The sequence below is a fragment of the Rhodoferax sp. LS1R11 genome (assembly GCF_056521395.1).
Map to the genome: position 1 here is coordinate 1 of NZ_JBWMAW010000014.1, position 14,149 is coordinate 14,149.

The 14,149-nt window shown below is 58.6% G+C and carries 16 protein-coding genes; 13 read left to right on the forward strand and 3 right to left on the reverse strand.

Translation table 11 applies throughout. The features are described from left to right. The first annotated feature begins 480 nt into the window (after window positions 1-480). Together AC097N_RS15805 and AC097N_RS15810 are read left to right on the forward strand one after the other, a co-directional pair. A complete protein-coding gene (locus tag AC097N_RS15805; RefSeq protein ID WP_479582616.1) occupies window positions 481-1,308 on the forward strand; it encodes a proteasome-type protease in 828 nt (275 codons plus the stop codon). Window positions 1,309-1,312: 4 nt separating this feature from the next. Beyond that, entirely contained in the window at window positions 1,313-2,134 is an 822-nt protein-coding gene (locus AC097N_RS15810; RefSeq protein WP_479582618.1) for an alpha/beta fold hydrolase, read from the forward strand. 59 nt (window positions 2,135-2,193) lie between these two features. On the opposite strand, the gene AC097N_RS15815 is transcribed toward AC097N_RS15810, so the two are convergent. After that, on the reverse strand, window positions 2,194-3,027 hold the full coding sequence (locus AC097N_RS15815) for an undecaprenyl-diphosphate phosphatase (protein ID WP_479582620.1): 834 nt from the start codon (window positions 3,025-3,027) through the stop codon (window positions 2,194-2,196). A 174-nt stretch (window positions 3,028-3,201) separates the two neighbouring features. On the opposite strand from AC097N_RS15815, the gene AC097N_RS15820 reads away from it, so the two are divergent. The 7 genes from AC097N_RS15820 to AC097N_RS15850 all read left to right on the forward strand — a co-directional run bounded on the left by AC097N_RS15820 (window position 3,202) and on the right by AC097N_RS15850 (window position 7,476). Further along, complete coding sequence (locus AC097N_RS15820; RefSeq protein WP_479582622.1) at window positions 3,202-3,615, forward strand: DUF2306 domain-containing protein; 414 nt, start codon at window positions 3,202-3,204, stop codon at window positions 3,613-3,615. A 38-nt stretch (window positions 3,616-3,653) separates the two neighbouring features. Then, on the forward strand, window positions 3,654-3,956 hold the full coding sequence (locus AC097N_RS15825) for a 2TM domain-containing protein (protein ID WP_479582624.1): 303 nt from the start codon (window positions 3,654-3,656) through the stop codon (window positions 3,954-3,956). Window positions 3,957-3,966: 10 nt separating this feature from the next. Continuing rightward, the gene (locus AC097N_RS15830) at window positions 3,967-4,272 is read left to right on the forward strand and encodes a 2TM domain-containing protein (RefSeq protein ID WP_479582626.1); all 306 of its coding nucleotides are present in this window, start codon (window positions 3,967-3,969) and stop codon (window positions 4,270-4,272) included. A 6-nt stretch (window positions 4,273-4,278) separates the two neighbouring features. Further along, window positions 4,279-5,346, forward strand: a complete 1,068-nt coding sequence (locus AC097N_RS15835; protein ID WP_479582628.1) for a sensor histidine kinase — start codon at window positions 4,279-4,281, stop codon at window positions 5,344-5,346. Continuing rightward, window positions 5,321-6,124 (forward strand): LytR/AlgR family response regulator transcription factor, encoded by an 804-nt coding sequence (locus tag AC097N_RS15840; protein WP_479582630.1) that lies wholly within the window; start codon window positions 5,321-5,323, stop codon window positions 6,122-6,124. Before AC097N_RS15835 ends, AC097N_RS15840 begins: the two co-directional genes overlap by 26 nt. A gap of 64 nt (window positions 6,125-6,188) precedes the next feature. Next, on the forward strand, window positions 6,189-6,848 hold the full coding sequence (locus tag AC097N_RS15845) for an LON peptidase substrate-binding domain-containing protein (protein WP_479582632.1): 660 nt from the start codon (window positions 6,189-6,191) through the stop codon (window positions 6,846-6,848). Window positions 6,849-6,885: 37 nt separating this feature from the next. Further along, window positions 6,886-7,476 (forward strand): hypothetical protein, encoded by a 591-nt coding sequence (locus AC097N_RS15850; RefSeq protein WP_479582634.1) that lies wholly within the window; start codon window positions 6,886-6,888, stop codon window positions 7,474-7,476. Here AC097N_RS15850 and AC097N_RS15855 read toward each other — a convergent pair. Further along, window positions 7,473-7,925: a hypothetical protein gene (locus AC097N_RS15855; RefSeq protein ID WP_479582635.1), complete on the reverse strand. Its 453-nt coding sequence runs from the start codon at window positions 7,923-7,925 to the stop codon at window positions 7,473-7,475. The two genes, AC097N_RS15850 and AC097N_RS15855, sit on opposite strands and share 4 nt — an antisense overlap. Before the next feature lie 137 nt (window positions 7,926-8,062). After that, entirely contained in the window at window positions 8,063-9,190 is a 1,128-nt protein-coding gene (locus tag AC097N_RS15860) for a DUF2157 domain-containing protein (RefSeq protein WP_479582637.1), read from the reverse strand. Window positions 9,191-9,259: 69 nt separating this feature from the next. On the opposite strand from AC097N_RS15860, the gene glsA reads away from it, so the two are divergent. From glsA to AC097N_RS15880, 4 genes are read left to right on the forward strand one after another with little or no spacing between them, the layout of a single operon-like run. Then, window positions 9,260-10,180, forward strand: coding sequence for a glutaminase A (gene glsA / locus AC097N_RS15865; protein ID WP_479582639.1), 921 nt, complete (start codon window positions 9,260-9,262; stop codon window positions 10,178-10,180). An 18-nt stretch (window positions 10,181-10,198) separates the two neighbouring features. After that, a complete protein-coding gene (locus tag AC097N_RS15870; RefSeq protein ID WP_479582641.1) occupies window positions 10,199-12,022 on the forward strand; it encodes a glutamine--tRNA ligase/YqeY domain fusion protein in 1,824 nt (607 codons plus the stop codon). Between the two features lie 60 nt (window positions 12,023-12,082). Next, entirely contained in the window at window positions 12,083-13,168 is a 1,086-nt protein-coding gene (locus AC097N_RS15875) for a GmrSD restriction endonuclease domain-containing protein (protein ID WP_479582643.1), read from the forward strand. Window positions 13,169-13,178: 10 nt separating this feature from the next. Continuing rightward, window positions 13,179-14,138, forward strand: a complete 960-nt coding sequence (locus AC097N_RS15880; RefSeq protein WP_479582645.1) for a HEPN domain-containing protein — start codon at window positions 13,179-13,181, stop codon at window positions 14,136-14,138. Window positions 14,139-14,149: the final 11 nt, after the last annotated feature.

The following is a 14,149-nucleotide window of genomic DNA, read 5'->3' on the forward strand; positions in this document are numbered from 1 at the left end:
CGCCTTCAAACGCCCACACTTATCGGCTGTATATTTTTAATGATCAAAAACTCGACTTTCGTCTCGCTTTTCTCGCTTCACTGTGATCAGCGAAGCCTTGAATTATGACACGCTTTTGACTGCGTTATCAAAGTTTTTTAACTTTTTCCATCTCCAGATTTCTTCGAAATCCCAAAACACAAAAGTCTCAAAACCCGCATCAGCCAACTCTTGAATCAGCCTCTGCTCTTGCCACCACACTTTTATCAAGTGTCAGTAGCGAAGCCTTCAATTATGGCACGCTTTTTAGCCTCCGCGCAAGCAGACGTTAAAAAACCATCAAGAAACGTCCCTCGAACATAGTGCAAAGTGCGGACATGGCCCGCCCACCTGCCAATTGGGATGCGGCGCAACATCATCAATTTTGGACGCACAATCCTGTATGGCACTCAAGTTGCTTAGTGACTGCCTTCGAATCCCCTATCTATTGAACACACTCCTATGACTTATTGCGTCGCTATCAAACTCAACGCCGGATTGGTTTTTCTTTCCGATTCACGCACCAATGCAGGCTTGGACCAAATCAGTACCTTCCGCAAGATGATCGTCTACGAAAAACCGGAGGATCGCTTCATGGTGCTGCTTTCGGCAGGCAACCTGAGCATTTCACAGTCGGTGCGCGAGATTCTGCAGATCGAGCAACTCAAGGAGCACCAGGACAGCGAGCCGATCACCATATGGAATGCCAAGAGCATGTTTGATGCTGCGCGGGTGCTGGGCTCCGCCATTCGCCATGTGTATGACCGCGACGCCGCCTCTCTCAAGCAAGCGGGCGTTGAATTCAACGTCTCGCTCATCTTTGGCGGTCAAATCAAGGGCGAAGGCATGCGCCTGTTTCAGGTGTATTCAGCCGGCAACTTTATTGAGGCTACGCCCGAAACGCCTTACTTCCAGGTGGGCGAATCCAAATACGGCAAACCGGTGCTGGACCGGGTCATCACGCCCGAAACGCCGCTGGACGAAGCCGCCAAATGTGCCTTGGTGTCGATGGACTCCACACTCAAGTCCAACCTGTCCGTCGGTTTGCCGCTGGACCTGGTGGTCTACGAAGCTGACAAATACCAGACAGACAAAGTGGTGTGTATTGATGAAAATAACCCTTACTTCAGGATGCTGCACGGCAATTGGGGGCAAAAACTGCGGGAAGTCTTTGACAGCATTGAAGACCCGATGTGGAACGGCGAACAAACCGACATCCCGCTCATGATGCAGTCAGGCCGCAACCGACCGCTGAAGAAGATATCAACACCTCAGGAAAAACTGATCTAACACCATGCCCCTTATCGTCTTCTCCCACGCCAACAGTTTTGCCGCCAGCACCTATGGCGTTTTGTTCAAAAACCTGAAAGCGCGGGGGTTCACGGTCAAGGCGCTGGACAAATTTGGCCATGACAGCCAGCACCCGGTCACGAACAACTGGCCACACCTGGTCCAACAACTGATCGAGTTCACCCGAAAAGAAGTGGAGAAAGCAGGACAACCTGCATTCCTGGTCGGCCATTCACTCGGCGGTTTTTTGAGCCTGATGGCTGCGGCCAGGGCGCCAGAGTTGGCGCGAGGCGTGCTGCTGCTGGATTCGCCGATTCTGGGTGGCTGGCGCGCCGCCACGCTCGGCGTGATCAAAAGCACGCAACTGGTGGGGTCGGTGTCACCGGGGGCGGTGAGCCGTCGCCGTCGCAATAGCTGGCCCAGCCAGGAGGCCGCACTGGCGCACTTTCGCCACAAAAAGGCCTTTGCCCGATGGGACCCGCAGGTGCTGCAGGACTACATTGCGCACGGCACCCATGACGAAGGCCAAGGCGACGAGAAAAAGCGGGTATTGAGCTTTGATCGCGATGTGGAAACGGCCATCTACAACACCTTGCCCCACAACCTGGATGCGCTGCTCAAACATCACCCCGTGAAGTGCCCGGTCGCATTTGTGGGCGGCACACACTCGGCGGAGATGAAGCAGATAGGGATGGCCATGACCGAAAAAGTGACGAAAGGCCGCATCATGATGCTCGACGGCAGCCACCTCTTTCCAATGGAAAAGCCGGAGGTCACGGCCGCGGCGATTGAGGCGGCGTTGCTCAATTTGCAGACACTGGCCTAAAGCAGACAGGCCAGGGGGCCTACCACCCCGGATCGGTTCCCGGGTGGCGGTCACAGCGTTCAGGCCGCCCAGGTGACCAGACCGCTCCAGGCCGTGGCCAACACCACCACACCAAAGACGATACGGTAGTAAGCAAACCCCACGAAGCTGTGGGTGGAGATAAAGCGCAGCAGCCAGCGCACACACAGCCAGGCGCTGATGAACGACAACACCAACCCGACGAGGAACATGGGCAAGTCGGCCATGGACAGCAACGCACGCTCTTTATAAAGACTGTAGGCACCGGCACCAATCAGGGTGGGAATCGCCAGATAGAAAGAAAAGTCGGTGGCAGCCTTGCGCGACAGGCCGAGCAACATACCGCCAATGATGGTTGCGCCGCTGCGGCTGGTGCCAGGAATCATGGCCAGACACTGCACCAACCCGACTTTCAGCGCATCCATCGGCGTCATCGTCTCCACGTCCTGAATGCGTGCCAGCGTTGGGTTGTTTTGCTGGCGCCGTTCGGCCCACAAAATGATGAAGCCGCCAATGATGAAGGTACTGGCCACGACCACGGGCGTAAACAGGTGCGCCTTGATGGCTTTGCCAAACAGCAGACCCAAGACAACGGCGGGCAGAAAGGCAATGAACACATTCAACACAAAGCGCTGGGCCTGTTTGTCTGAAGGAAACGCCACCACCGTGTCGCGCAACTTCTGCCAGTAAACGAGGATCACGGCAAAGATGGCGCCGGTCTGAATGGCGATTTCAAACACCTTGGCTTTTTCGTCATGCAGGTTCAAGAGAGCACCCGCCAGGATCAGGTGGCCAGTGGAAGAAATGGGCAAAAACTCCGTTAACCCCTCGACGATGCCCATGATGGCGGCTTTGATCAGCAATGCAATATCCACGTTTAATCCTGAAAGTGTGACGCTGGATTATCACAGGCGCATGTGACGCTTCTCACGCCACGCCGACGCGTTTCACACCGGCAGATCGGCATTTCGTCGCACCCTGCTGGTGGGCAGGCGGTCGACTGGGCACAGTTCACCCACCGACACATCCTTCATGACACGAGCCCCACCATGCAACTCACCCCCGTCATCGCCGTTCACATGACTGCCGCCCTGGGTGCGCTGGTCATTGGACCCGTCGCCCTGTGGGCACGCCAAGGCACGATTCAGCGGCCAGGGATGCACCGCGCGTTTGGCTACGCCTGGGTCACCCTGATGCTCCTCGCCGCTTTGTCCGCCCTCTTCATTCGTGACTACCAGCTGCCCAACATCGCTGGCTACTCGCCCATTCACCTGTTTGTGCCTTATGTGTTGCTGGGCTTGTTTGGCGCCTTCAGGCAGTTGGCCCGCAAAAACTACGCAGGTCACCGAAAAAGCATGCAAGCCTTGTATTACGGCGCCTGCATCGGCGCGGGCATTTTCACCCTGCTGCCGGGCCGCTACCTCGGCCAGTTGGTCTGGGGCCCATGGCTCGGCCTGCTTTGACCACCTGTTTCACCGTTTTATCACCAAGGAGAACTCTCATGTCCACCACCTACCCCAAGCATTCGACCGACGATGACCTGGAGCAACTCGCCCGCAAGCGGGTGGGCGCCCGCATGGGCTGGTACGTCCACGCGACGGTTTACGTCATCGTCAACCTCGCGCTGATCACCGCGTCCCTCAGCACCGGGCGCCACTGGGCGATATTCCCGGCCCTGGGTTGGGGTTTGGGACTGTTGATGCACGGCCTCGCCGTGTGGCTGGCGATGCCCGGCGGCGGTTTGCATGAGCGCCTGTTGCAACAAGAGCGCGCCCGTTTGGCCAGCCAGCGCGATCCGTGGTGAAATTCTCCACATGAGCCCTGAAGAAATCGACCGAATTGCCCGCAAGCGCGCGGGCGCCAAGCTGCGCTGGTATGTCCACGCCCTGGTGTATGTCTGCGTCAACGCGGCAATGTTCACCCTGGCCAGCCTGGGCTTGCACCGCTGGTCGCTGTTCCCGGCCCTGGGCTGGGGCCTGGGCCTGGCGCTGCATGGGGTGTCGGTCTGGATGCTGGGCGCGGGCAGCGACCTGCGTGAGCAGATGTACCGACAAGAACGCGACAAATTGCTGCGTCAGCACGCATCCGGCGACACGACCAAACCTTCCGGCGACGTCTGACCGGCCATGCGCATCAACCGGGTTGATACCCTGCGCCGTTTTCTGGAAACGGTGGCCTTTAGTCTGGTGATTTCCGCCCTGCTGTACCTGGGCTTTCCGGACCAGCCGTACGAGCATCAACTGGTTTACTCCATCGCCATCGGCATTCCCATCTGGGCCATCATCGAATTTGGCCGCCTGGTGCTGCTGCCCAACCCGGATACAGGCTGGCCTCGCGGCTGGGGCGGCCCGCTGCTGGTGACCCTTGCCGTGGTTTCGGGCTATTTCATAGGCACCTATGCGGGCAACCTGTGGTTCGGCCGGGCGGGCTGGAGCCATGTGGGGGACAACCACCGGGTCTCCTGGCTCGTCACTGCCGTGGCAGGTGTCGCCGCCAGCGCCTACTTCTTTTTCCGGGGCAAGACCGCCTATCTGTATGCCCGCATGCAAGCCGCCCAGCGCCTGGCGGCGGAGGCGCAACTCAAGCTGCTGCAATCCCAGCTGGAGCCGCACATGTTGTTCAACACGCTGGCCAACCTGCGCGCCCTCATCGGTACCGACCCGGCCCGTGCGCAGGACATGCTGGACCGCATGATTGCCTACCTGCGTGCCACGCTGGGGTCGTCGCGCGTCAGCGCACACCCCCTGCAAGCCGAATTTGACCGCCTGCGCGACTACCTTGAACTGATGGCCGTGCGCATGGGCCCGCGCCTGCAGTACACGCTGGACCTGCCCGCCGAACTGGCCGCCCTGCCCCTGCCGCCGCTGCTGCTGCAACCCTTGGTTGAAAACGCCATCAAACACGGGCTGGAGCCCAAGGTGCAAGGCGGCAGCATCACCGTGCGGGCCCGGCTGGACGGCACGCTGATGACGCTGGACGTGCTCGACACCGGTGTCGGCCTGGACCCCGGGCGCCTCAGCGACGACGGCTTTGGCCTGGCCCAGGTGCGCGAGCGGCTGGTGACCACCTACGGCCCGCAGGGTGCTATTGAATTAATAGCTACTCCCGCAGGTGGTACCTGGGCTAGAGCCACATTTCCTATAAATTCAGCGCCCAACCCCTATTCAAATGACTCACACAGCACTTATTGCTGAAGACGAGCCCCTGCTCGCCGCCGCCCTACAGGCCGAACTGGCCCGCGCGTGGCCCGCGCTGCAGGTGGTCGCCACCGTGGGCGACGGCGCCTCGGCCGTTGCGCAGGCGCTGCGCCTGTTGCCCGATGTGCTCTTTTTCGACATTCGCATGCCCGGCCTGAGCGGGCTGGACGCCGCAGCGGAATTGATCGACGCGTGGAACACCGAAGCCGTGGAAGGCAAGCCCTTTCCTGCCCTCGTGTTTGTCACCGCCTACGACCAGTACGCCGTGCAGGCCTTTGAGACGCATGCCATGGACTACCTGCTCAAGCCCATTCAGGCGACCCGGTTGCAAAAAACAGTGTCAAAAGTGCAGCTAGCCCTCGCCAACCGTGCGCAAGCAGCTATCAATTTTGAAGCAACCCTGGGGCAACTCCGGGGCCTGCTGGGCGCCGAGCCGCGGCCCAACCAACTGCCCTTGAAGGTGATCCAGGCCAGTGTGGGCAACGCCATTCGCCTGGTGCCGATTGACGAAGTCGTCTATTTCGAAGCGGCCGATAAATATGTGCGCGTGCTCACCGCCCGCCATGAATACCTGATCCGCACCCCGCTCAAAGACCTGCTGCCCCAGCTCGACAGTGGCGCTTTCTGGCAAATCCACCGCGGCACCGTGGTGAACGCCAACCACCTTGACACCGTGGTGCGCGACGACGCCGGCAAACTCACCGTGACCCTGCGCGATCGGGACGACAAACTGCCGGTCAGCCGCCTGTACGCCCACCTGTTCAAGGCCATGTAGCCAGGCCGCGCACCCGGGGTGGGTTCGTGGGATGATGCTTTTCACATCCACTTTGACACTCAACATGTCTGAACCGCTCACCCTCTTGTCGCTCCCCCTGTTTCCCCTGGGGACCGTGCTTTTTCCCGGTGGCTCACTGCCCTTGCAGATCTTTGAAGTGCGCTACCTGGACATGATTGGCAAGTGCCACAAAGCTGGCGCGCCCTTCGGCATCGTCTCCCTGACGCAGGGCACCGAGGTGCGCAAGCCCGACCCCGATGCGCCCAGCGGCGACGGTTTCGCGCAGGAGGCCTTCCATGCGGTGGGCACGCTCGCCAAAATCACCGAACTCTCCAAACCGCAGGCGGGTTTGATGGTGATTCATTGCACCGGCACCCAGCGTTTTCGCGTCTCCCGCCAAGAAAAGCTCAAGCATGGCCTGTGGATTGCCGATGTAACTGTCATGGCAGACGATCTACCGGTTGAAGTACCCGACGACCTGAAAGGCGTGGCGACCGCCCTGGGCGAAGTGATCAAAACCCTGCAAAACAGGGAAATACCCGCCGACCAGATGCCCCTGCGCCCGCCCTACCGGCTGGACGACTGCGCCTGGGTCGCCAACCGCTGGTGCGAGCTACTGCCCCTGCCACCGGCGCTTAAACAAAGACTGATGGAACTGGACAACCCCCTGGTGCGGCTGGAGCTGGTGAACGACCTGCTGACGCGCAATGGCATTGCCACCTGAGCTGAAACAAGATTTATAAAAAAGAGAGAGACACGACATGACCATGCACTTCACCACCGTCAACGACGTGCTGCCGGAAAATAAAATGCGCCTGTACCCCACCAAGGTGATCAACATCATTGGCGGGCCGGGCAGCGACAAGTCCCTGTTTTCTGCGGCCATCATCCTGCACCTCAACCTGCACCAAAAAACGGTCGAAACCATTCCCGACTATGCCAAGTCACTGGTGTGGCAGCGCAACTTTGAAGTGCTTAAAAACCAGTATTTCATCGCCCAGCGCCAATATGAAATGCTCAACCTGCTCGACGGCCAGGTGCAGTTTTTGATTACCGAGTGTTCATTGCCCCAGGTGCTGTACTACAACGACCATTACCCCGAGAACATCTGCGACATCACCAAAACCCGCGCGCAGATATTGAAGTGGTACAAGCAGCACAACAACGTCAACATCCTGGTCGAGCGGGGTGAAAAAAAGTATGTGCACACCGGCCGTTTTCAGGATGAAGACGAGGCCCGCCAGATTGACCGCGGCCTGCGCGCCACACTGGAGCGCGAAGGCCTGCATTTCACTTCCCTGCCGCCCGACGTGGCGGCCATCAACGCCTTTGCGTCAACGCTACTGGACTAGCGACCCCGGTGGCCATCACCGCCGCCGTGATTGCCGTAGTCCCCACGGCCTCCACGGTCGTCCCGGCCACGCTCGTCTCTTGACCAACCGCCTTCATGTCGGCCATGGCCGCGCTCCTGGCCCCGGCCCCAGCCGTAACCTGGGTACTGCCATTCAGTCCGGATGTACCGTGGTGGTGGCATGTAAACCGGTGCGGGCCGCACGTAAACCACCGGGCGGGGCTCCACATAAACCGGGCGTGGCTGGTGATACACCGGGTAAGGCTGGCTGTACACCGGCTGGTGTACCACCACAGGGCGGGCATTGGCCACACCCACCTGCACGCCGGGTGACGACACACCCACCGACCAATACACATCATCCGCCCGGGCGGCACCCGTCATGCCCAAGGCGGCAATGGCCAAGGCACCTGCGGCCAACAGGGATGAGGTTGAACGAATTGTTGTCATTAAGAGTTCTCCTGTGAAGAAAGACGCGGGGCCAAAAAAGCACCCTGCATCTACAACGCAGCGCCTGCGCACAAGGATGGCAGCGTTCGTGTCACAAACATTGCCAGATGTAACAGGCCGCCGTCAGCGGCCTTGCCTCAAGCGCGGCGCAGCGCCTTGGGCACCCAGCCCGCCAGAGTGTCGTTGATGCGCTCCTCATGGCGCTGCCACCAGATGCCCAAGGCCACCGCGCCCAAGCCAATCAGCGTCAGCGCAAACGGGAACAGCAGGCTGTCACCAAACACCTCGTGCGACAAATGCCCCAGGTACATCGCCACGCCCAAGCCACCTAACACGGTAAACACCCGCCGCCCGATGACCGCGCCGCCAAACACCATCACCAGGTTGATCAGGCAATACAGCGCTTTGCCCACCTCAGAGCTGGAGTCCCGCAGGCTCAGGCCGCCCCAAAACATCAGTGCACCGAACAGATACAGCCAAAACGCGTAGTCCTGCCGCCAGTCGGGCAGCGTGGCGCGGCGGCTGCGCACGTCCACCCACACGGCGATAAAGCAGGTGGCAATGCCAAACACCAGCGACACATCGCGCATGAAAGTCCAGTCCCAATGCGGGCCGTCCTGCATCAAGGCATTGGCCGCGTCCATGCTCAGGTACCACAGCGTCACCGCAATCGGCATCACCATGAAGGGCAGGCGGTAGCGCCACAGCATCACCACGCCAGCAGCCAGCGTGGCAAATTCAAGCGTGATCCAACGCCAGTTGATGTGCGTGTGGTAGGCCGAATAGCTCTGCGACCCACCCGGCGGCCACAAACCCATGGCCTGCTGCACACACCACACAATCAGCGGCACCAGGCACACCGCCAGCGTGGCCAGAATACCGGCGGGCACAGACAGTTTGCGTTTTTTCAGGTGGTCCGCCACCTTCAGGCAAGCCACCAGGTACGCCGCGCTGATGCCCATCAACCCCCACGCGCCAAAGGCCTGCCAGCCCAAGGTCATGAAAAGCGTCATGGCGCCAATGGCCACCATGCCGCCAAAGTAATACAAGGTGTTGGTAAAACTAAAGCCCGGGCCCCGGTGCCCATCGCGCGCCGCCTCGGCGCTGGCCAGCGCGGCGGCGGCCAAGCCGGGTGCATTCCAGCGCGACCACAGTTGCTGCGCCTGCCCGGTGGACAAAATGCCCGCCTGCACAGCGGCATGCAAATCGCGGCGGCTGACGGCCACCGTGTGCGGCGGGCGGTCTCGGGGGTCATCGTTAATCATGTCGTTTTGCTCTTATCCCATGTTCTTTTTACATATTACTGCACGCCCCAGGCCCCTAGAATTCTGGCCATGCCAACGCCCAAAACAACGCCTGCCACCACGCCCAACCGCCGCCACAGCCCGCCCCTCGCCCCCATCCTGGACCAGATCCAGACCGAGGCGCAGGCCCTGTTTGGCCGCGGCCAGGTGGCCAGCTACATTCCCGCCCTGGCGCAAGTGCCGCCGCGCCAGTTCGGCATGGCCGTGGCCATGACCGACGGCAGCACCCACACCGCAGGCAGCGCGCACACGCCGTTCTCGCTGCAAAGCATCACCAAACTGTTTGCCTTTGTGCTGGCCTTGAAGCTGGTGGGTGACGAGCTGTGGACCCGCGTGGGCCGCGAGCCCTCGGGCGCGGCTTTCAACTCCATGGTGCAGCTGGAAACCGAAAAAGGCATTCCCCGCAACCCCTTCATCAACGCCGGGGCGCTGGTCATCACCGACATCCTGACCACCCGCTACGCCCACCTGGACATCGCCCTGCTCGGCGCCCTGCGCCGCCTGACCGACGACCCCGCCCTGAACTGGAACACGCACATTGCCAAGTCCGAGCGCGACACCGCCCACCGCAACATGGCCATGGCCTACTTCATGAAGAGCTACGGCAACTTTGTGAACGCGCCCGAGCTGGTGCTGGACAACTACTGCCGCCAGTGCGCCATCGAGATGAGCTGCGCCCAACTGGCCCAGGCCACCCTGTTTTTGGCCAACGACGGGCTCGACATCGGCAAAGACGCCCGCCACGGAGAGCAGTTTTTGTCCCGCGAGGCGGCCCGCCGCGTCAACGCCCTGCCGGTCAAAACCGGGGTGGGCGGCGGCATTGTGGCCATCGTGCCGGGCCGGGGCACCGTGAGCGTCTGGGCCCCTGAACTGGACGCCAAAGGCAACTCCGTGCTGGGCGCTTTTGCACTGGAGCGGCTGGTGCAGTTGACAGGGTGGCACGAGGGGTAGGCGTCTAGAATCGGGCGCATGAGCCACCCTACGCCAGCCACCCCCAAAACAGCCGCTTCTGCAGCCCCGGAAGCCACTTCCTCCACAGGAAAACCCAGCAACTTTTTGCGCCAGATCATCGAGCATGACCTGGCCAACGGCACCTACGCCCAGCGCCAATGGGCAGGCCAGCCCGGCGACGCCGCCTTGCACGCCGCGGGCCAACCGGACCCTGCCAAAATCCGCACCCGCTTTCCGCCCGAACCCAATGGCTACCTGCACATTGGCCACGCCAAGAGCATCTGCATCAACTTTGGCCTGGCGCGTGACTATGGTGGTGTATGCAACCTGCGCTTTGACGACACCAACCCCGAAAAAGAAGACACCGAATACGTCAACAGCATCATCGACGCCGTCAAATGGCTCGGTTTTGACTGGAACGGCAGTGCGGACGCAGCCCCCTACCAGGCCAGCGACTACTTTGACTTCATGTACAAAGCCGCCGAATGCCTGATTGAGTCCGGCCACGCCTACGTGGACGAACAAACCATTGAGCAAATCCGCGTCAACCGGGGCGACTTTTCCAAGCCCGGTGTGGACAGCCCGTTTCGCACCCGCACCCCGGCCGAGAACCTGGCCCGGTTCAGGGAAATGCGCGACCACCAGCACGAGGACGGCTCCATGGTGCTGCGCGCCAAGATTGACATGGCCTCGCCCAACATCAACCTGCGCGACCCCGCCATCTACCGCATACGCCGCGCCACACACCACAACACAGGTGACAAATGGTGCATTTACCCCATGTACACCTTTGCGCACCCGATTGAGGACGCCCTGGAGCAAATCACCCACAGCCTGTGCACGCTGGAGTTTGAAGACCAGCGCCCGTTTTACGACTGGCTGCTGGAGCGCCTGATTGAAGGCAAACTCTTCAGCGCCCCGCCCCCGCGCCAGTACGAGTTTGCCCGCCTGAACCTGACCTATGTGGTGACCAGCAAACGCAAACTCGCGCAACTGGTGTACGACCACAAGGTCAACGGCTGGGACGACCCCCGCATGCCCACCATCGTGGGCCTGCGCCGCCGCGGCTACACGCCCGAGAGCCTGCAACTCTTTGCCGAACGCATTGGCGTGACCAAGAGCGACAGCTGGATTGACTACAGCACGCTGGAAGGCTGCCTGCGCGAAACGCTGGACAGCAGCGCCACCCGCGCCATGGCCGTGCTCGACCCCATCAAACTCGTGCTCACCAACTGGGACGACGTCATGGGCGCAGGCACCCTGGACCACTGCAGCGCCCCCATTCACCCCCACCACCCCGAGCTGGGCAAACGCGAATTCAAAATTGGCAAAGAAGTGTGGATTGAGCGCACCGACTATGAAGAAACGCCGCCCAAAGGCTTCTTCCGCCTGTTCCCCGGCAACAAGGTGCGCCTGAAATACGGCCACGTCATTGAATGCACCGGCGCCACCAAAGACGATGCAGGCAAGGTGACGTCTGTGCTGGCCACGCTGATACCGGACACCAAGAGCGGCACGCCCGGCAGTGACAGCGTCAAGGTCAAAGGCGTCATCACCTGGGTGGGCGTGGACGACGGCGTGGCGGTTGAAGTGCGCATGTACGACCGTCTGTTTCTGGAGGCCCAGCCCGATGCGGGCGGCAAAGACTTTATTGAAGGCCTGAACCCCAACAGCCTGAAAGTAGTGACCGCGATGGCGGAGCCGTCACTGGCTGGCGCTGCGCCCGATGCGAAGTTTCAGTTTGAGCGGCATGGCTACTTTGTGGCCGACCGGGTGGATCACGCGGCTGGGAGGCCGGTGTTTAACTTGGCGGTGGGGTTGAAGGATAGTTGGGGGAAGTAAAGATCAACAATTGATGCTTCAACATTCACGACAATTCAATAACAAAATCCAGGGGCAACAATGGCAAAAAGTCCAGCAGTAATAGCGACCGAGGTCGTCAAAAAATTTGAAAGCTCGCAAGACGCACTTGTATTGCAGTCTTCCGATCTTTCTCTTGAAACCATCGCACAAATGGTGGACTCGAAGGCCATTGACCTTGCTCCAAAATATCAACGACGTGATCGCTGGAATTCGCAGGCTCAATCGGAGCTGATTGAATCTTTCCTGCTGAATGTCCCAGTTCCACCCGTTTACTTGGCGGAGGACGATTTTGGCACCTATTCAGTTATCGATGGGAAACAGCGAATAACGACTATCAGGAGATTTTTGCGAAACGAATTCGCTCTCGGCACACTTCCTAAATTTTCAGAGGTGTCGGGTATGAAATTTCAACAACTGCCTCGACAACTACAAAACGCGTTGTCTATTCGACCCTATTTGCGAGTCGTCACATTGTTGAAGCAGACAAACCCTGACCTCAAATACGAGGTTTTCACGAGATTGAATACAGGCGGAGAACCTTTACTCGCTCAAGAGATTCGCAATGCAATTTTCCGCGGTCCTCTCAACGATTTGATTTATGACTTGAGTCAGGAAAAATTCCTACGTCAGCAGTTGAAAATAAAGTCGGAAAAGGAAGCGGCGTTCAAAGAAATGCAAGATGTTGAATCAGTTCTAAGGTTTCTATGCATCAGTGAGAATTGGGAGAAATTTAGTGGCGACATGCGTCGCACACTTGATGAGTTCATGGGCGCCAATAAAGGTTCATCCAGATCAAGGCTTTTGAATTTCCGGAACAAATTCAAGACGGCCTTGAGCAGATGCGAAAAGTTATGGGGCAACCACGCATTTAGAAGGTACGCTCAAAATGACTATCGTGATCAATTTCTTGCCGCCATATTCGATGCTGAAATGGTTGCCGCTAGCGAACTGACTGAAGCACAATTTGAAAAAATTCTATCGGCTAAGGCTAGCTTAACTAAGGCTATGAAAGTCTTGTTCGCCGACGATAGATTCGAGAACGCAGTCCGCGTTTCCACGAACACTCCATCCAAGCTTGTCTATCGGGTACAAGCCGTTAAAGATTTGTTGCTTAGCCTTGCCTAGATCGGCAGCAATGTCAGTTGCAAAGCAAGACTTTTTGGTGCGGATTGACACGCTTTTGGCGTGCTTGAAAGAGGCGAACCTTAGCGATGGTCCGCCAACCGAACGTGTGCGCAATCAAGTTGCTGGAATGATGCGTCAGGGCTTGGCTGTTCTAACGTTTGCTGCGTTTGAGTCATTTATACGAGAGCGAACAGCAGAGTGCATGAAAAGCTTCGATCCGAACGTTGTGGTGTTTGCGGATCTATCTGACGCTATACAAGAAGCAGCAACCATTGGTGCAACTCGAGGTCTTCTTTTTCGGTTTCGGTTTGAGGACCCGGAAAACAGACACACTTGGGCACTTGAGCAACTAAAGGCTATTGCGTCATCGGACACTTCACTTAAAAATATTTCTCAGCTTTCTTTTGGAAGCGATAAGGCGAACCTCGACGAGGAAGATATTCCAAAAATTCTGAAGTCTTTTGGAGTGGACAAGCCTTGGCCCAACATTACAGACGTGGCTAAGCGAGCCGGGATGGGTGGGTTACTTGATGCCAAAGCGCAATTCATAAAAATCAAGCAGACACGTCACGCTTCAGCACATGAAGTTACTGCTAGCGTTCCATACGGTGATCTGGCTAGTTCAATACAAACAATAAGAGGGCTCGCTGTGGGATTCGATATGCTGTTGTCCCATGCTGTGTCGGTACACAACCTCGGACGCATTCCCGGCAAAGCACTGGAACCCAAAATTGATGCCAGCCACATCAAGCTACTATTCATCGAGGAATACCCTGCTCTATCAGATAGCTACGAGGCATATCGAATACAACCCGCAACTCAAACGTCTCCAGCAAGTAAGGTCGTGCTTTGTACGTTTCCGTCAAAGTTTGAAGCGCTAGCGTATGCGGTTGGAGAGGCCAATACTAATCAAGAACAAGTAATCGACGTTGGATCAGGCGGTTTGATACTTGATTGGCACAGTTGGTAGAAAAATTCTCT